General features: G+C 60.6%; 9 protein-coding genes and 1 pseudogene. 7 read left to right on the top strand and 3 right to left on the bottom strand.

Features of this window, described 5'->3' with window-relative positions; translation table 11 throughout:
- A pseudogene (locus GA0061101_RS03320) lies at window positions 1-506 on the top strand (bifunctional methylenetetrahydrofolate dehydrogenase/methenyltetrahydrofolate cyclohydrolase); the annotation flags it as partial.
- Window positions 507-513: 7 nt separating this feature from the next.
- Here the strand turns inward: GA0061101_RS03320 and GA0061101_RS03315 are convergent.
- Window positions 514-1539, bottom strand: coding sequence for a LacI family DNA-binding transcriptional regulator (locus tag GA0061101_RS03315; RefSeq protein ID WP_092572994.1), 1026 nt, complete (start codon window positions 1537-1539; stop codon window positions 514-516).
- Between the two features lie 308 nt (window positions 1540-1847).
- Here GA0061101_RS03315 and GA0061101_RS03310 point away from each other — a divergent pair, with 308 nt between their 5' ends.
- From GA0061101_RS03310 to GA0061101_RS03285, 6 genes are all read left to right on the top strand, one after another.
- Entirely contained in the window at window positions 1848-3209 is a 1362-nt protein-coding gene (locus GA0061101_RS03310) for an ABC transporter substrate-binding protein (RefSeq protein WP_037199057.1), read from the top strand.
- 123 nt (window positions 3210-3332) lie between these two features.
- On the top strand, window positions 3333-4349 hold the full coding sequence (locus tag GA0061101_RS03305) for a carbohydrate ABC transporter permease (protein WP_037199056.1): 1017 nt from the start codon (window positions 3333-3335) through the stop codon (window positions 4347-4349).
- A gap of 1 nt (window position 4350) precedes the next feature.
- The gene (locus GA0061101_RS03300; protein WP_037199054.1) at window positions 4351-5514 is read left to right on the top strand and encodes a carbohydrate ABC transporter permease; all 1164 of its coding nucleotides are present in this window, start codon (window positions 4351-4353) and stop codon (window positions 5512-5514) included.
- Between the two features lie 36 nt (window positions 5515-5550).
- Window positions 5551-7203, top strand: coding sequence for a beta-galactosidase BglA (bglA, locus tag GA0061101_RS03295; protein ID WP_037199053.1), 1653 nt, complete (start codon window positions 5551-5553; stop codon window positions 7201-7203).
- 23 nt (window positions 7204-7226) lie between these two features.
- The gene (locus GA0061101_RS03290; protein ID WP_037199052.1) at window positions 7227-8318 is read left to right on the top strand and encodes an ABC transporter ATP-binding protein; all 1092 of its coding nucleotides are present in this window, start codon (window positions 7227-7229) and stop codon (window positions 8316-8318) included.
- Window positions 8319-8515: 197 nt separating this feature from the next.
- Window positions 8516-8869 carry a hypothetical protein gene (locus GA0061101_RS03285; RefSeq protein WP_037199051.1) on the top strand — a complete coding sequence of 118 codons (354 nt, stop codon included), beginning with the start codon at window positions 8516-8518 and terminating at the stop codon, window positions 8867-8869.
- Between the two features lie 279 nt (window positions 8870-9148).
- On the opposite strand, the gene GA0061101_RS03280 is transcribed toward GA0061101_RS03285, so the two are convergent.
- Together GA0061101_RS03280 and GA0061101_RS03275 are read right to left on the bottom strand one after the other, a co-directional pair.
- Window positions 9149-11203 carry an O-linked N-acetylglucosamine transferase, SPINDLY family protein gene (locus GA0061101_RS03280; RefSeq protein WP_092572993.1) on the bottom strand — a complete coding sequence of 685 codons (2055 nt, stop codon included), beginning with the start codon at window positions 11201-11203 and terminating at the stop codon, window positions 9149-9151.
- A gap of 296 nt (window positions 11204-11499) precedes the next feature.
- Window positions 11500-19395: a beta strand repeat-containing protein gene (locus GA0061101_RS03275; RefSeq protein ID WP_092572992.1), complete on the bottom strand. Its 7896-nt coding sequence runs from the start codon at window positions 19393-19395 to the stop codon at window positions 11500-11502.
- Window positions 19396-19804 lie beyond the last annotated feature (409 nt).

The following is a 19804-nucleotide window of genomic DNA, read 5'->3' as shown; positions in this document are numbered from 1 at the left end:
CCGGCGATCTCTCAACCGGACTGATCTCCTGCACGCCGGCCGGCGCCATGCTGTTGGTGCGGCGCATTCATGGCGAGGACCTGTCGGGGCTGAATGCCGTCGTCATCGGCCGCTCCAATCTGTTCGGCAAGCCGATGGCGCAATTGCTGCTCAATGCCAATGCGACTGTCACGACGGCGCATTCGCGCACCAGGGATCTGGCATCTGTGGCTCGCGGCGCTGATATCCTGGTGGCCGCGGTCGGCCGGCCTGAGATGGTCAAGGCCGATTGGATCAAGCCGGGCGCAACGGTTATCGATGTCGGCATCAACCGCATTGCCGCACCGGAGCGCGGCGAGGGCAAGAGCCGGCTGGTCGGCGATGTCGCCTATGCGGAAGCCTCGAATGTCGCCGGCGCCATCACCCCGGTTCCGGGCGGTGTCGGGCCGATGACGATCGCCATGCTGATGGCCAATACCGTCATTGCCGCCCATCGGGCAGCCGGAAAGCAGCCGCCGAAGTTTTGAGCCTGCGTCAGTCGGCCGGCGCGACGCCGGTCGAAGCACGAACGATCAGCTCCGTCTTCCAGAGTTCCTGCGCCGGAAACGTCTCGCTATGCTTGATCTCACCGATCAGGCGTTCGGCAATGCGTATGCCGGCGGCGCGCAGCGACGAGCGCGTCGTCGTCAGCGGTACGGTGAAGCTTTCCGGCTTGAGCAAGGTCAGCACGTCGTCATGGGCGATCAGCGATATATCCTCGCCCAGCTTTAGCTTCGCCTGGTTGATGGCGCGAACCGCGCCGAGCGCCAGCACGGTACTGGAACAGAGAACTGCCGTGGGGCGCTGTTCGAGCTGCAGGATGCGCTCCATCTCGAACAGGCCCTGCTCATCGGTCATGGCAGTGTGACTGACGCGGGCTTCGTCCAAAGCCAGACCCCACACGGCGAGCGCCGCCTCGACGCCGTTTTTCCGCCGAATGGCGAAATCGAGATAGATGGGGCCGTTCAACAGCGCAAAGCGCCTGTGCCCGAGCTGCAGCAGCAGCTTCGTGGCGTCATAGAACGCGGCTTCATTGTCGATGTCAAGGTAGGGATAATCCGGTTCCGAGCCGATGGACCGCCCATGCACGAGGAAGGGCATGGAGAGCGTCTTCAGCATTTCCAGGCGGGGATCGTGGCCGCGCATATAGTTGACGAACAGGGCATCGACATTGCCGCTGGCCGCCAGCCGCTTCAAGGCACCGACTTCGTCATTCGGATCCGCGGGCGTGAGCACGAAATGGAAATCGTGCCGCAGGGCCTCCTCGCCAAGCCCGGTCAGGAACTCGCTGAAATGTACGTCGGAAGAATTGCCTGGCGATGTCGGCATGACCAGCCCGATCGAGCCGGCCTTGCCCGTCGCGAGCCTTTGCGCCGCTTTGTTGGGCCGGTAGCCGGTTTCCCGAACCGCTTTGAGCACTCGCTCGCGGGTCTCGCGATTGACTTCCGGATATCCGTTCAAGGCGCGGCTGACTGTCGTCTGCGACAGCCCCAGCATTTGCGATAGCTGTTTCAGATTCACGTAATTCGGCTCCCAACTCCTCGCCCGCTAAGATGCCAACGTAACCTCCCGCGACGTCCACGGCTTCCAAAGCGCTTTCAAATATGTAGCAGGCGACGCGCCTGAAACAAGACAATTAGCAAAATATTGGGGCTTATTTTATGCTGCAGCGCGAGAAATGCTATGTATATTAGTCAAAATCCGAAAATCACTTGACTTTGTCCCGTCCTCAATGGATGAGAGAAGCAGCCAAAGCGCTTTGAGGAATGGAGCGCGCAGCGCGACAATGTGTTTCGGCTCGTGGATTTTATGTTTGGGAGGACAACCACATGAAGAAGTTGTTTTTGATGACTGTCGCTGCCGCCGCTCTGGTGGCGGGTACAGCGATGGCGGCCGATCTGAAGTTCCAGCCCGGCCAGGACTCCAAGTTCAATTGGAAGAGCTATGACGAATTCAAGGCCGCTCACGCCGATCTGAAGGGCGAGACGCTGACGATCTTCGGCCCCTGGCGGGGTGAGGACGAGGCACTCTTCACCAGCGTCCTGAATTATTTCACCGAAGCGACAGGCGTAAACGCCAAGTATTCGTCCTCGGAAAACTACGAGCAGCAGATCGTCATCGACACGCAGGCCGGTTCGCCGCCAAACGTCGCCATCCTGCCGCAGCCGGGTCTTTTCGCCAACCTGGCCAGCAAGGGCTATCTGACGCCGCTCGGTGACGAGCTGGGAAGCTGGGTGAAGACGAACTACGGCGCCGGCGACAGCTGGGTCGGCTACGGCACCTACAAGGGCAAGGACGGCAAGGACGCCTTCTACGCATTCCCCTACAAGGCCGACCTGAAGTCCCTTGTCTGGTACGTGCCTGAGAATTTCGACGAGGCCGGTTATAAGGTTCCCACCACTATGGAGGACCTTTTCAAGCTTTCCGACCAGATCGTCAAGGACGGCGGCACGCCCTGGTGCATCGGTCTCGGTTCGGGTGGCGCTACCGGCTGGCCGGCAACCGACTGGGTCGAGGATCTGATGCTGCGCTTGAACGCGCCGCAGGATTACGATCATTGGGTCGACAACACGCTGAAGTTCAACGATCCGAAGGTCGTCTCCGTCATCGAGGAATTCGGCAAGTTCGCCAAGAACGCGAAATATGTCGCCGGCGGCGTCGCAGCGGTTGCTTCGACCGATTTCCGTGATAGCCCGAAGGGTCTCTTCACGGTTCCGCCGAAGTGCTATCTGCACAAGCAGGCCTCCTTCATCCCGTCCTTCTTCCCGGAGGGCACCAAGCTTGGCCAGGATGCGGACTTCTTCTATTTCCCGCCCTATGCCGCGCATCCTGAACTCGGCAAGCCGGTCGAGGGTGCTGGCACGCTTGCTGCCATCACCAAGGACTCGAAGGCTGCCCGTGCCTTCATCCAGTTCCTGCAGACGCCGATCGCTCAGGAAGTCTGGATGGCGCAGTCCGGCTTCCTGACGCCGTACAAGGGTGTCAACACGGCGGCCTATGCCAACGATACCCTCCGCAAGGAAGGCGAAATCCTGACCACTGCGACGACCTTCCGCTTTGACGGATCTGACCTGATGCCGGGCAAGATCGGCGCGGGCTCGTTCTGGACCGGTATGGTCGACTTCGTCGGCGGCAAGTCCGCCAAGGACGTTGCCGACGAGATCCAGAAGTCCTGGGACGCCATCAAGTAAGACATCGCAAGCCAAGCGTCGCCGGCAGATACCGGCGACGCCATGCACCATGTTACGGCGCGCCCGCGAGGCGCGGTTGATGTCGGGCGGGTGGCCTCAAGCAGGTAAATTCGGGAGGGAAGGATGTTTTCGCAGATACTGTCGGCGATTGGGGCCATGATATTCGGCGTTGCCTTTTGCGCCGCTTATTTCTGGTTCTCCAACAAGCTTCTGGACATAATTTTTCCGGCAAAGGAGGGGACCGAGGTCCATACCGCCGCCGTCAACCTGACCCGCCGCGGCCTGATTCGGCCCTGGCTCTTCTTGGGTCCGGCGCTCTTCCTGCTGGCCGTCTACCTCGTCTATCCGGTGGTCGCGACCCTCATCCTGTCCTTCTACGGGCCTGACGGCAATCAGTTCGTCGGCGGCGCCAATTATCTCTGGGCCCTCAACGACACTGAATTCCGCCAGTCGATCTTCAATAATATCCTCTGGCTTGCTGTCGTGCCGGCCGCCTGCACCTTCTTCGGCCTCGTGATCGCCGTCATGACCGACCGTATCTGGTGGGGCAACATCGCCAAGGCCGTCATCTTCATGCCGATGGCGATCTCCTTCGTGGGCGCCTCGGTCATCTGGAAATTCATCTACGAATATCGCGGCGGCACCGACGCTCAGATCGGCCTTTTGAACTCTGTCGTCCAGTTGTTCGGCGGCACGCCGGAAGTCTGGATCACCATTCCCTTCTGGAACAATTTCTTTCTGATGGTCATGCTGATCTGGATCCAGACAGGCTTTGCCATGGTGATCCTGTCGGCGGCGCTGCGCGGCATTCCGGAGGAAACCATCGAAGCTGCCGTCATCGACGGCGCCAACGGCTGGCAGATCTTCTGGAAGATCATGGTGCCGCAGGTCTGGGGCACGATCGCCACGGTCTGGACCACCATCACCATTCTCGTGCTCAAGGTTTTCGACATCGTGCTCACCATGACCAACGGTCAGTGGAACACGATGGTGCTCGCGAACCTGATGTTCAACTGGATGTTCCGCGGCGGCGGCGATTCCGGCCGAAGCGCGGTCATCGCCCTCGTCATCATGGCGGCGGTGACGCCGATCATGATCTGGAACATTCGTCGTGCAAACGCAGAAACGAAGGGGCGCTGACATGCTTGGAAATCTCGGTCGCATCGGTCCCGCCCGCATCTTCGTTCATGCCGCGGTGTTGCTTATCGTCCTCCTCTGGCTGCTGCCGACGCTCGGCATCTTCGTCACCGCACTGCGCGACAAGGATCAGATCGTCGTCTCCGGCTGGTGGACGGCTTTTTCCGGCTCCTCGCAGACCGCCGCCGTGCGCCTCGATGGCCCGGACAAGGCAAAGCAGGATGGCGCCAACTATGTCATCGCTGGTACGGTTGCCGGAGAAGGCAACAGCGGTAACGGCAGGATCGAGTCCTTCGGCCTGCGCGTGCAGGAACCGTCCACCTACAAGGTCGGTTCGTCCGCCGATCTCGGCAATGGCGAGACGCTCACCGTCAATGCGGACGGCAGCTATCGCTATCAGAAGAACGGGCCTTTCGGTGCCGATGCGCGCAGCAAGCGCATCTATCTGACCATCGCCACGCCGCCGCAATTCACGTTCGATAATTATCGCAGCGTGCTGGGCGGCGAGGGCATCGGCCAGTCCTTCATCAATTCGCTGACGGTGACGATCCCGGCAACGGTGATCCCGATCCTGATCGCCGCCTTTGCAGCCTATGCGCTGGCCTGGATGGAGTTCCCTGGGCGCGCCTTGTTGATCGCGCTCGTCGTCGGCCTGATCGTCGTGCCGCTGCAAATGTCGCTGATCCCGCTTCTGCGCATCTATAACGAGATCGGCCAGATCTTCGGCGTGCCGTCCAAGACCTATCCAGGCATATGGCTGGCGCATACGGCCTTCGGTCTGCCGCTGGCCATCTATCTGCTGCGCAACTACATTGCCGGCCTGCCTAAGGAGATCATCGAATCCGCCCGCGTCGACGGCGCCAGCGATTTCGACATCTTCGTCAAGATCATCCTGCCCCTGTCCTTTCCGGCGCTCGCCTCCTTCGCGATCTTCCAGTTCCTCTGGGTATGGAACGATCTGCTGATCGCCATGGTGTTCCTCGGCACGGACAAGGATCATCTGGTCCTGACGGCGGCCCTGAATGCGCTGCTGGGCTCGCGCGGCGGCAACTGGGAGATCCTGACGGCATCCGCCTTCGTCACCATCCTTATCCCGCTCTTCGTCTTCTTCGGTCTGCAGCGCTATCTCGTGCGCGGTCTGCTCGCCGGGTCGGTGAAGGGGGGCTGATCCAAGACTATTCCATTCTAACGGGACCTATTCAGCATGAGCATTGCCCCTCAATCGATTTCGGCAGTTGACAAGGACTGGTGGCGTGGCGCGGTGATCTATCAGATCTATCCGCGCTCCTACCAGGACTCCAATGGCGACGGCATCGGCGACCTTAAGGGCATCGCCATCCGCCTGCCGCATGTCGCGGCCCTGGGTGTCGACGCAATCTGGATATCGCCCTTCTTCACCTCGCCGATGCGCGATTTCGGCTATGACGTCTCCAACTATGAAGACGTCGATCCGATTTTCGGCTCACTCGCCGATTTCGATGCGATGATGACGGAAGCCCACCGCCTCGGCATCAAGGTGATGATCGATCTCGTGCTGTCGCACAGCTCGGATCGCCATCCCTGGTTCGTCGAAAGCCGCTCGAGCAAGGACAATCCCAAGGCCGACTGGTATGTCTGGGCCGATGCCAAGCCGGACGGCACACCGCCCAACAACTGGCTGTCGATCTTCGGCGGCTCGGCCTGGGCGTGGGATCCGACGCGCATGCAATATTACATGCACAACTTCCTGACCTCGCAGCCGGATATGAACCTGCACAATCCGGAAGTGCAGGATAGGCTGCTGGACGTCGTGCGTTTCTGGCTCGATCGTGGCGTCGACGGTTTCCGCCTCGATACCATCAACTTCTATTTCCATGACAGGGAACTGCGCGACAACCCGGCGCTGGAGCCCGCGCGCCGCAACGCCTCGACCGCGCCGGCGGTCAATCCCTATAATTTCCAGGAGCATCTCTACGACAAGAACCGCCCGGAAAACTTGAAGTTCCTGCAGCGTTTCCGCGCCGTCCTCGACGAATATCCGGCGATTGCCGCCGTCGGCGAAGTCGGTGACAGCCAGCGTGGTCTCGAGATCGTCGGCGAATACACGTCCGGCAATGACAAGATGCACATGTGCTACGCCTTCGAGTTTCTGGCGCCGGATGCGCTGACGCCCGATCGCGTCGAAGAGGTCATGAAGGATTTCGCCGCTGCTGCCCCCGAAGGTTGGGCCTGCTGGGCATTCTCCAACCATGACGTCGTGCGCCACGTCAGCCGTTGGGGCAATCTGGTCGCCGATCGCGATGCCTTCGCGAAGCTCTATGCAGCGCTGCTGCTGACCCTGCGCGGTTCCGTATGCATCTATCAGGGCGAGGAACTGGCACTCACCGAAGCCGATCTTGCCTATCAGGATCTGCAGGATCCCTACGGCATCCAGTTCTGGCCGGAATTCAAGGGCCGCGACGGCTGCCGAACGCCGATGGTTTGGGACAGCCAAGTCGCACAGGGCGGCTTTTCCACAGTCAAACCATGGCTGCCTGTGGCCGTCGAGCACATCCTGCGCGCTGTCAGCGTTCAACAGGGCGACGAAAATTCGGTGCTGGAGCAGTACCGCCGCTTCCTCGCCTTCCGCAAGCAGCATCCGGCCTTTGCCAAGGGTGAGATTGCCTTTGCGGATCCGCAGGGCGACATACTCATCTTTACCCGCACCTACGACGGCGAGACCATTCTCTGCGCGTTCAACATGAGTCCCGCCGAAGCGATGGCGGCCTTGCCTGAAGGGAACTGGCAAGCGTTGACCGGGCACGGCTTTACCACCAACAACTACGGCAACAAGATCGATATTCCGGCCTGGAGCGCTTATTTCGCGCGTCTTGCCTGAGCCCTTGGGAGGAGGAAGAATAGATGACGGGACTTGTTCTGAAGGATATAAGAAAATCCTACGGCAGCGTGCATGTGCTGCATGGCATCGATCTGGAGATCAATGAAGGCGAGTTCATCGTCTTCGTTGGGCCGTCCGGCTGCGGCAAATCCACATTGTTGCGCATGATCGCCGGGCTCGAGAGCATCACCTCGGGCGACATGCTTATTGCCGGGCAGAAGGTGAACGAAGTACCGCCCTCCAGGCGCGGCATCGCGATGGTCTTCCAATCCTATGCGCTCTATCCGCATATGACTGTCTACGACAACATGGCCTTCGGCATGCGGATTGCCGGCGAAAACAAGCAGGAGATCGACCGTCGCGTCCGCGCGGCGGCCGCCAGCCTGCAACTTACCCAATATCTCGAGCGGCTGCCCAAGGCCCTTTCGGGCGGCCAGCGCCAGCGCGTCGCGATCGGTCGCGCCATCTGCCGTAACCCGAAGGTCTTCCTGTTCGACGAGCCGCTGTCGAACCTGGACGCCGCCCTGCGCGTCGCCACACGCATCGAGATCGCCAAGCTCAGCGACTCCATGCCCGAGACGACGATGATCTACGTCACGCACGACCAGGTGGAGGCGATGACGCTTGCCGACCGGATCGTGGTGCTATCCGCCGGCCGCGTCGAACAGGTGGGTGCGCCGCTCGAACTCTATGAGCGCCCGGCCAACCTCTTCGTCGCCAAGTTCATCGGCTCTCCGGCGATGAACATCATCCCGGCGACCGTGACCGAAACCGGCACGACGACGACCGTGACGCTGAAGGGCGGCAAGTCGGTGACGCTCGACTTGCCGACCGAGGCTTCCGAGAGGGGTAAGCAGGCGAGCTTCGGCGTTCGTCCGGAAGATTTGCGCATCGCGACCAACGAAGATTATCTCTTCGAAGGCGAGGTCGCCATCGTCGAGGCGCTCGGTGAAGTGACGCAGCTCTATATCGAAGGTCTGGTTGATGGCGAGCCGATCATCGTCAAGATCCCCGGCATTACCGATATCCACCGCGGCCAGAAAATGCGCTTTGCCGCCGACAGGCAGAAGCTGCATCTCTTCAATGCCGACGGCCATACCTATCGAAAGCAGTAGCAGATTGCGCCTATGAGACGACGCCGGCTCAAGCAAAGACGAGCAACAAAATTCAACTTGAGCTGGCGAACTCAAACTTTCTGTTAAAGACCCGCTGATAGTCTTGTCTTCGTAATATACGTCAGGGGTTTACTAAGATGGCTGCTTTCGGCAGGGCTAATTCAGGCCAACATTTCCTCAATAAAGAAGAATCCTTCATGTATGACCGCGAAGTGCGGTTCCGAATGGAGGATACGATGAACGCCGCGCGGCTCGAATACACGGAAAAGGGTGTGATGAACCTCGCGTCGCGCCGCTGCGACATCACCCGCATCTCGCAGAGCGGCGCCATCCTGGCGATCCTCACTCAGTATAATCTGCCGAAGCAGTTCTATCTGGATATCCCAGACGCGCGCATCACCAAGGTTGGCTGCGTGCTGATGAAGGTCTTCTCCAACAACACGGTGGAAGTGCGTTTCCTGCGTCTGCTCACGGAGAAGGAAATGAACAAGATCTTCGTCTACAGCACGCACCCCGCCCATCGCGACCGCGTACTCGACATCCGAGCCTAGAGCAATTCCAGGAAAAGTGCGTAGCGGTTTTCCGTCCGGAATTGCGCAAAAACAATAAGCTAGAGCGGTTAGGCGATTCCGTGAAACGCACAACCGCTCTAGGCAGCAAAACCGGTCGACGGTCTCCGCAGCCAAAGGGCCGAGACATAAAGCACCCGCAACGCTCCTGCCTCTGTTCGCTACTTTAAAGTGGCGGACGTGAGGCTTGTTTCCATTTCCCGTCTTTTGACCCGGTCAAAAGCTTTGAACTGACTCAGGCAATTTGATTATACGCCTCGGTCATTGCTGCGCGGCATCTTCCTGCAGCCACAGGCGTCTGTCGTGTGGCAATGGTGCATAATCGTGCCATGCGGCCAGCTTGTCGTGGTAAGCCCTTCTGTAGGCCTGATGGTCTAAGAAGCCGGTATTCTCCTGAACAAGCTCCGTACCAATGTCGTAATAGATGTCGAGATTGTTCAAGTCAGGCACCGGGGTCTTGCCACGTTCGCTCTCTGCCTGCATTTGCCAGAAAAGCTCTTCGAGACGGCGGGCCAGCGCCGGAATGTCGCGCAGCGCCGATGTCTCCCGTTTAGCCTGCAGGATCTCCCTGACCTTCGCGAGGCTCCGGGGAATTTTTGCAAAGCCGACGGCCTTGTCGATGTAGGATTGCGGGTCCGAACATATCAACTCCGGCACGCCGGCCGCGGCAACGATGCTGTGGCAGAAGCGCGCAGCAAAGCTCTTGCCGGGGAATGTAAGGACAGGCAACCCCATGGTCAGGGCATCGGCTGCGGTCGAATGCGCCCCGTAGGGAAATGTGTCGAGGAACAGATCGGCGAGCGGGATCCGGGCGAGATGTTTGGCATTCGGTGCCTTGGGCGCGAAAATGAGGCGCTCCGGCGCAACGCCGGCATTCTCGGCCACCTGGCGCAGGCGCTTATCCACATCGTCGCCGCCGGTGAGCAGCCAAAGCACGCTGTCGGGCGTCGCGGCAAGGATCTTCATCCAGTACGCAAAGGTTTCCTGCGTGATTTTCTGCATGCCGTTGAAGCAGGCAAAGACGAAAACATCTTCCGGCAGCCCTGCCTCTCTGCGTGACGGTTTTTCGGCAATCACCCTCTTGCGATCAATCGGCTGGTTACAGGCGATTCTGAGCACTTTCTCCGAATAGTAAATCTCGCTCTCGGGCGGGATAATGTGTTCGTCCGCAATGATGTAGTGATGGAACGGACTGCCCATCGTGCCTGGATAGCCGCAGAAGTTGACGATAACGGGCGCTGGCCTGTAGGCGAAGATCTTCGTCCGCGCATGCTTGGTATAGCCGTTGACATCCACCAGAATGTCGATGTCGTCGTCGGCGATCTGCCGAGCCGCCTCGGCGTCATCGAGCCCGGCGATATCACGCCAGCAATCGACGACGGCCTTCATGCGCGTCTGCGTCGGGTCCCCCGTCACAGGGTCGCCGCAGTAGTAGGCGTAGATTTCAACGCTGCGTTTGTCATGCAGTTCCAGCACTTCCCGGAGCGCAAAGCCGACCGCGTGATCGCGCAGGTCCGAGGAAACATAACCCACACGAAGGCGCTGGCCGGTTCCCGTCTTCTGCTTTGGCGTCTTGCGCGGGAAGCCGCTGGTATCCGGACGTCCTACGAAAGACTTGTTGTAGCGATAGGCCTTTGCGAGCTGGAACAGCGGATCGTCGGAAAAGCAGGCAAGTGTCAGGGGCGACATCGCATCGAGCAGTTGGCGCATGGACACATGGTCCGATGTCACCAGAGTCGGCCATTTGCACTGGCGCTGGCGTAGCGCACTCCAATGTTGTCCAGCCTCGGTCTTATCAGGCCGAAGTTCGATTGCTTGCCACAAAACGGCTTCCGCATCCTCCATCAGGCCGGCGTTCTCCATGACACGACCGATGTGCTGAAGCGCCAAAAGGCGATGCGTGAGCTTGTCCGGCGTGCTGTCCGCGGTCATGTCCACGAAACTGCGCCATTGCAGGATTGCCTGGGTGGCGATGCCGCTATCTTCCAGCGCCCGTCCGAGATTGATGTGCGCCGGACCAAAACGCGAATCGAGCTTGAGGCAAGCGCGCAAGGCATTAATCGATCCCGCCACGTCGCCCAACTGCCGCAAGGTAACGGAATAATTGAAATAGACGAGATGCAGGTAGGGATGGGTTTCGTTGAATGCGATCCAGACCTTATAGGCCTCTACCGCCTCGATCTTTTGTTCCGCACCACTTCGGGCTTCTGCGAACTGGAACAGCTCGTTGAAAGGAAGGCGCTGAGTGCGCGCTAACTCCAGAATTTCGGCAAGAGACCGAGCGGAAACTGTAGCTGATGCATTGTTGGTGACCATGGACATCCCACGAATTGGCGGCAGGCATTGCAACCATTTAAGAAATGGTCATCAGTAGTGTTAACTGTGCTAGCTTGCCTTGAACATGTCACGCCATGCCTCCTGAAATCGGTGGAGGCCCTGTCAGCCATCAACAGATTTATGCGGTCTCGAACTACGCCGGGAAACCGCGTGCAATCCTGACGGTGGCTGCGAGTCCTCGGTCACACGTTCTCGCCCGGGCCAGGGTCGAGCCGGTCTCTTGTGCGAGCTTCGAAGCACGGCTTCGAGATCGTGAACTGGTCAAAAAGCGCGGATCAGGCACTCACATAGTTCGAGATGACGGCCGCGATCTGATCTGGACTGAGATACCCCATCTGGGATTTCATGAGAGTGCTCAATTGTGTGCTCGACAGGCTCGCTATGTCTTCCGTGGATAGTCCCGCCACGCCGTTCGAACTGAACGACGCGATATCGCCGGTTGAGAACGTCGCCAGCTCTTGCGTCGACAGTGCCGCAACTTGCGCTGACGTCAGCCCGCTCACCTGGCTCGTGGTCAAGGCCTCGGCTTGTGCCGTCGTCAGGGAGGCGATGGCCCTGGTGCTCAATCCCGCGATCGCCTTCGAATTGAGGGCGACGATATCATCCGTGGTGAACACGGCGATGTCATCGGTGTCCAGTGCAGCGAGCTGCAATGCATTCAGTGCATTGATCTGCGATGTCGACAGAGCCGCGATTTGATCGGTGCTCATCGCTGCGATCTGATTGAAACCCAGCGAGGCGAGCTGGCTGGTCGACAGGGCTGCGATCTGGTCGCTCGTCAGAGCTGCGACAAAGGTCGTGGACAGACCCTGTATCGAGTCCGAGCTGATCGCCGCGAGTTCGGCGGTGGAGAAGGTTCCCAGATCTTCCGTCGTCAAGCCTGCTGCACCTGAGGAACTCAAGGCTGCGATCTGGGCGGTCGACAGCGCCTCAACTTGCTCGATGCTCAAAGCCCCGACCTGCACACTGCTGAGGCCGGCGATGCTGGCTGTGCCCAGCGCTGCGATTTGCGCGGTGGAAAGCGATGCGACAAAGTCCGTGGACAACCCCTGGATGGAGCCGGAGCTGATCGCGGCGATATCGCTGGAGGAGAACTTTGCGAGGTCGCTCGTGCTCAGCCCTGCGATGCCTGTCGAACTCAAGGCGGCAATTTGGGCCGTGGAGAGCGCCTCGATCTGCTCGACGCTCAGGGCGGCAACCTGTGCACTGCCCAGGCCCGACACGCCCGCCGTGCTCAGCGCCGCCACCTGCGCCGTTGACAGGGCTGCGATATCGTCGGTGCTGAGGACAGCGATCTGTTTGGATCCGAAAGCACCGATTTGAGCTGTCGTCAAAGCCTCGACCTGGTCGGTGCTCAGAGTGGCGACCTGCGCCGTCGTCAGTCCCGCGATGCCATCCGTGCCGAAAGCGGCGATCTGCGCCGTTGACAGCGCTGCAATAACGGCCGTGGACAGACCGGATATGGCGCTCGCGCTGATCGCTGCGATATCGGCGGTCGAAAAAGTCCCGAGAGCGTCGGTTCCGAGGATCGCAATCTGCTTGGAACTGAGGGCTGCCACCTGGGCAGGCGTCAAGGCCTCCGCTTGGTTCATGCTCAGCGCCGCGACCTGATCGGTGGACAAGCCCGCAATGCCGCCTGTGCCAAGTGCCGCGATTTGCGCGGTTGTCAGCGCCGCAATAACGGCTGTGGACAGGCCCGATACGGCGTTCGAACTGATCGCCGCTATGTCGGCGGTCGAGAAAGTGTCGAGATCATCCGCCCCGAGGGCTGCGATCTGCTTGGAACCGAGGGCGCCGACCTGGGTCGGCGTCAGTGCCTCGGCCTGATCCGTACTGAGCGCGGCCATCTGGTCGGTGGTCAGGCCCGCGATACCGGACGTGCTCAACGCTGCGATCTGCGCCGTCGACAGAGCCGCGATCCCTTTCGTACCGAGTATCACGGTTTGTTTGGAACCAAGCGCCCCGATCTGCGCCGTCGTCAAAGCTTCGAGCTGGTCGGAGCTCAAAGCGGAGATCTGAGCCGTGGTCAGGCCCGCGATACCGGCAGTGCTGAGCGCCGCGATCTGGTCTGTCGAGAAGGCAGCTATCGTAGCCGTGGACAGGCCCGCTATGCCATTCGAATTAATCGCCGCGATATCGGCGGTAGAGAAGGTCTCAAGATCGTCCGTTCCCAAGGCTGCGATCTGGGTCGAGCTCAACGCGGCAACCTGGGGCGTCGTGAGGGCCTCGGCCTGGTCGGAACTCAGAGCCCCTATCTGAGCCGTGGTCAGGCCGGCGATGCCGGCCGTGCTGAGGGCAGCGATTTGCGCGGTCGACAGCGCAGCGATACTTGCGGTGCCAAGGCCAGCAATCTGGGTGGAGGCAAGGATAGCAACCTGCGCGGTGGTCAGGGCCGCGAGCTGGCCGGTGCCCAAGGCGGAAATCTGTCCTGTGGTCAAACCTGCGATGCTGGCTATGCCCAACGCCGCGATCTGGTCCGTCGAGAAGGCGGCAAGCGTGGCCGTGGACAATCCCGATATGGCGCTCGAACTGATTGCCGCCATATCGGCGGTCGAGAAAGTCTCCAGAGCATCCGTTCCCAGGGCCGCTATCTGCTTCGAGCTCAGCGCGCCGACCTGCGTAGCCGTCAGGGCCTGGGCCTGATCGGTGCTCAATATGGCGATCTGCGCGGTGGTCATGCCCGCAATGCCGGCCGTGCTGAGCGCCGCGATCTGGTCCGTCGTCAGGGCGGCGATGTCATCTGTGCTGAGGGCAGAGACCTGCTTGGAGCTGAGAGCGCCGATCTGGGCTGTCGTCAGGGCCTGGGCCTGACCGGTGCTGAGGACGGGAACCTGCGTGGTGGTCAGACCCGTGGTGCCGGATGTGCTGAGTGCGGCGACTTGCGCAGTGGAAAGGGCAGCGATAACGCCCGTGCTCAATGCCGCGACCTGGGTCGGGCTCAGAGCCGCAATCTGCTTGGTAGGCAGGGCATCGACCTGACTGGTGGTCAGGACCGCGATCTGTCTGGTGGAAAGGCCGGTGATCCCTGCCGTGCTGAGTGCGGCGATCTGCGCCGTCGACAGTGCGGCAACGGCTGCCGTGGACAAGCCCGATATGGCGCTGGAGCCGATCGCTGCGATGTCCTTGGTCGAGAAGACAGCTATGTCGTCGGCTGTCAGGGCTGCAAGCTGCGTAGAACTGAGGACGGCGACCTGAGCAGTCGTCAACGCCTCGGCCTGACCGGTATTCAAGGCCGCGATCTGTTTGGTGGTAAGGCCGGCAACGCCGGATGTACTGAGCGCGGCGATCTGCGCCGTCGATAGTGCGGCAATGGCAGCGGTGGACAGGCCGGATATGGCGCTGGAGCTGATCGCGGCGATACCATTGGTGGAGAGAGCAGCCATGTCGTCCGTCGTCAGCATTGAAAGCTGGGCCGAATTCAGCGCTGCGATCTGCGTCGTGGTGAGAGCCTGAAGCTGGCCAGTGCTCAAAGCGACAATCTGCCTGGTGGTCAGACCGGCAATGCCGGAGGCACTGAGCGCGGCGATCTGCGCCGTCGACAGCGCGGCAACGGCGGCCGTGGACAGGCCCGATATGACACTCGAGCCGATCGCCGCGATGTCCTTGGTCGAGAAGGTCGCGATGTCGTCCGTACTCAGGACTCCAACCTGTTTGGAATTCAGAGCGCCCACCTGGGCAGCCGTCAGGGCCTCGGCCTGTGTGGTGCTCAGCGCCGCGATCTGTTTCGTGGAAAGGCCGGCGATACCCGAGGTGCTTAGAGCCTCGATCTGCGCGGTGGAAAGCACGGCGATAACGCCTGTGCCCAAAGCCGCGACCTGTGTCGAACTCAACGCTGCAATCTGCTTGGTAAGCAGGGCATCCATCTGATTGCTGCTCAAGGCGAGAATCTGGTCGCTTGTCATCCCGGCAACGCCGCCGGTGCTGAGGGCGGCGACCTGGTTTGTCGACAGGGCTGCGACGGCAGCCGTGGACAAGCCCGAAATGGCAAGCGAACCGATCACCGCGAGATCGGCGGTCGAGAAGGTTGCTATATCTGCCGTGCTCAACGCGGCGAGCTGGGTTGAGCTCAGTGTTGCGACCTGGCTCGTCGTCAGCGCTTCGGTCTGTGCCGTGCTGAGGGCCGCAATCTGATCGGTGGTGAGGCCGTCGATGCCGGCGGTGCTGAGTGCCGCTATCTGGCCGGTGGAAAGCGACGCGATAGCTCCCGTGCTCAAGACGGCGACCTGGCTCGAGCTCAGCGCCGCAATTCGCGCCGTGGACAAGGCGGCAATCTGCGCCGTGGACAAGGCGGCGACCTGATCGGTTGTCAGGCCTGCAATGCCGGTCGTACTCAGAGCTGCGATCTGGCCGGTGGAGAGTGCGGAGATGACGGCCGTGCTCAGGCCGGGGACGGCGGTATTCGAAATCGCCGCTATGTCGGCAGTCGAGAACGTGGCTATGTCGTCTGCACCCAACGCAGCCATCTGGGTCGAACTCAGCACCTTCACCTGCGCGGAGGAAAGTGCCTCGACCTGCGCCGTGCCAAGGGCGGCGATCTGGCTCGTCGTCAGACCCGTGATGCTGAGTGTGCTCAGGGCGGCAATCTGGTCAGTGGAGAGGGAGGCTATGATATCCGCATCCATAGCGGCAATCTGCGATGAACGCAGAGCCGCCACCTGTTTCGTGACCAGAGCATCGACCTGGCCGGTACTCAATGCATCGATCTGCGTCGTGTTGAGGCCGGCGACGCCCGCTGTGCTCAAGGCTGCGATCTGCGCGGTCGACAGAGCGGCAATCGCAGCCGTGGACAATCCCGATATCGCACCTGAACTGATCACCGCGACATCGGCGGTGGATAGAGCGGCGATATCATCCGTCCCAAGAGCGGAGAGCTGGGTGGATTTCAGGGCCGCGAACTGGCTCGTCGTCAATGCTGCCACTTGATCGGTGCTCAGAGCGTTGACCTGATCTGTGGTCAAGCCGGCAACACCGGAGGTGCTTATGGCTGCGAACTGCGTTGTGGAAAGCGAGGCGATGACATCCGTGCTAAGCGCCGCGATCTGCGCCGAGCTGAGCGCCGTGACGCGCACCGTGGGCAGGGCGGCGATCTGCGCCGTGCTCAGGGCCGCGATCTGGCTGGTCGTCAACCCGGCAATTCCGACCGCGCTCAGAGCAGCGACCTGATTCGTCGAGAGCGCCGCGATGACGTTCGTGCCCAAGCCCGATATGGCCTTGCTTGAGAGCGCCGCGATCTCCTCGGTCGAGAAGGTGGCGATATCATCCGTTCCAAGAGCGGCAATCTGGGTAGAATTCAGCGCGGCAACCTGGCTCGTCGTCAATGCCTGCATCTGCGCCGTACTCAGCGTGTTGATCTGATCGGTCGTCAGGCCTGTAACGCCGGATGTACTCAGTGCCGCAATCTGCGCCGTGGAAAGGGATGTGATCACGCCGGCATTCAAGGCGGAGACCTGTGTCGACGTCAGCACTCCAATTCGCGCAGTGCTCAACGCCGCGATTTGGCTGGTGCTCAACGCTGCGATCTGACTGGTGGTCAGGCCGGCGAGCGCGCTTGTGCTCAGGGCGGCAATTTGCGCTGCGGAAAGATCTGCGATGACGCCGGTGCTCAAGCCCGCGGCGGCTTTGCTTGATATCGCCGCTATATCCGCGGTCGAGAAGGCGGCTATATCATTCGTCCCGAAAGCGGCCATCTGAGTTGAGCTCAGTACCGCGACCTGGGTCGTGGTCAGCGCCGCAACCTGGCTGGTGCTCAAGGTCGCAATCTGGCCGGTCGTCAGGCCGACGATCGCACTTGTGCTCAGCGCCGCAACCTGCTCGGTGGAAAGCGATGCAATGACACCGGTGCTCAGCCCGACTATGGCTTTGCTTGATATCGTTGCAATATCGGCGGTCGAAAACGTGGCTATGTCATCCGGGCTCAAGGCGGCAAGCTGTGTTGAACTCAGCACCTTGACCTGTGAGGACGACAGCGCCTCGGCCTGCGCTGTGCTCAACGCCGCGATCTGGCCGGTCGTCAGGTTCGCAACGGCACTGGTGCTGAGGGCAGCGATCTGCGCGGTCGAAAACGCCATGATGTCGTCCGTACCCATGGCGGCAACCTGAGCTGCTTTCAGGGCGGCAGCCTGGGTGGTCGTCAAGGTGGCGACCTGCTCCGTGCTCAGGGTAGAGATCTGGCTCGTCGTCAAGCTTGCAATGGCACTTGAACTGAGGGCGGCGATCTGTGCGGTCGAAAGCGCAGCAATTTGGCTTGTCGTCAGGCCGACAGCCGCGCTTGTGCCCAAGGCGGCAATCTGATCCGTGGAAAGAGATGCAATAACATCGGTACCCAGGCCTGCCATGGCTTTGCTGGAAAGCGCCGCGATCTCGGCGGCCGAGAACGTGGCTATGTCGTCCGCACCCATGGCGGAAAGCTGGGTCGAGCTCAGTGCTTTTACTTGAGCGGCGGAAAGCGCCGCAGCCTGCGTCGTGCTCAAGGCGGCGATTTGGCCAGTGGTCAGGCCGGCGATGCCGACCGTACTGAGCGCGCTGACCTGTTCGGAGGAGAGGGATGCGATGACATCCGTACCCAAAGCCGCAATCTGCTTGGAACTCAGCGCGGCGACTTGGGTCGTCGCCAGGACGGCCGCCTGTGTCGTGCTCAACGCCGCGATCTGATTGGTGCTCAGACCTGCAATCCCGGTCTTGCTCAAAGCAGCAATCTGGGTGGACGAGAGGGCTGCTATGACGTCCGTGCTCAGGCCCGATATCGCTCTGCTGGAAATCGCCGCGATATCGGCGGTCGAGAAGGTCGCGATATCGTCCGTTCCCATGGCGGAAAACTGTGTCGAACTCAGTGCCGCGACCTGCGTTGTCGTCAACGCCTCGGCTTGTGCCGTGCTCAAGGCGGCAATCTGGGTCGTCGTCAGGCCGGAAAGACCGGTTATGCTTAGGGCGGCAATCTGTGCGCTCGATAGCGCCGCGATTTCGGTCGTGCTCATGACCGCGACTTGCGCCGCCTTGAGGGCGTTGACCTGTGTCGTCGTCAAGGCTGTGACCTGCATCGTGCTCAAAGCAGCAATCTGGGCCGTGGTCAGGCCCGCGACTGCGGTCTTACTCAGGGCGGCCATCTGCGTGTTTGACAGCGCCGCGATGTCATCTGTACTCATAACAGCGACTTGCGTCGCCTTGAGAGCGCCGACCTGCGTCGTCGTCAGGGCAGCGACCTGCTCCGTGCTCAACGCTCCTATCTGGGCTGTCGTCAGACCGGAGATCGCGCCGGTGCTCAAGGCAGCGATCTGATCGGTCGAGAGGGCCGCGATAACGGCCGTGGACAAGCCGGGCACCGCCGAAACGGTGATTGCCGCCATATCCGCGGCGGAGAATGTAGCGACGTCATCCGTCCCGAGTGACGCAAGCTGGGACGAACTCAGCACCTTGACCTGCGTGGAGGAAAGCGCCTCGGCCTGATCCGTGCTCAGCGCTGCGATCTGGCTCGTCGTCAGGCCGGCGATAGCACTCGTACTCAGGGAGGCAATTTGTGCGGTGGAGAGCACCGCAATATCGTTTGTCCTCATCACCGCGATTTGCGACGCTTTGAGAGCAGCGATCTGAATTGTTGTGAAGGCGGCGACTTGAGCCGTGCTCAGTGCTGCGATCTGGCTCGTCGTCAGGCCGGTAATCCCACTGCTGCTCAGGGCGGCAACCTGATCGGTGGAAAGCGCTGCAATGGCGCGCGTATCCAGGCCCGATATCGCTTGGTTGGTGATCGCAGCAATATCATCAGTGGAGAAAGTCGACACGTCCGCAGCGCTTAGAGCCGCCAACTGCTTTGAGCCAAGGGCTTTGACCTGAGACGTGGTCAAGGCTTCCGCCTGATCTGTCGATAGAGCGCTGATCTGCGCTGTGGTGATCGCGGCGATCTGAAGCGTGCTCAGACTTTCGATGTCCGAACCGGTAAGAACAGCGAGCTGATCAAGCGTCAAGCCGACGATGGCGTTTTGTGAAATGGCGTTCAACTGCTGCGAACTGAGGACATCAACGTCTTCCGTATCCAACGCGGCAATTTGAGCCGAAGAAAGGACGCTAATCTGCTTTGTAGACAGTGATGCTACGTCCTCCGTCGTCCAGGCCTTAACCGCAGCGGTCGAAAGAGACCTGATCTGAGTGGTGCTTAGGGTGGTGACGATCGAAGTCATACGTGCAGCTCTTAATGTTAGCTAATACGGAAAGCCATTCACCCGATAACCAGCATCGCGTGAATGTTCGGGGCCCGAAAACTGACAGTCATAAAAATTCACAGCCTGACAAAGCGGGTGTAGTCAGACTAGCTTGCCCGAACCTGAGGTTGGTGTACCCAGCGGGATTTCACCCGGCGACGTCGAGCAGCGTTCCATTCGGAACGTGCCCTCCATGCTGTCCGGAGCGAGGCTGCGTGCGCTCGTTGGACACGCAGCGAAATATGGAAATATAAGGCGCTAGGAAAATCGCCGGACGTGGCAGGCTTTATCGGAGAAGCCATCGGGCTTCTGCCCGAACCAACCGATAAAGCCGCCGCCAGTCTTCGTTTGAGCAGACGTTGCTTATCGCCCGCTGCTGGCGCTTCAC

This window comes from Martinezella lusitana, from assembly GCF_900094565.1.
Taxonomy (GTDB): domain Bacteria; phylum Pseudomonadota; class Alphaproteobacteria; order Rhizobiales; family Rhizobiaceae; genus Rhizobium; species Rhizobium lusitanum.
Note: the sequence above shows the minus strand (reverse complement) of the source record. Positions and strands in the feature narration are given on the sequence as shown.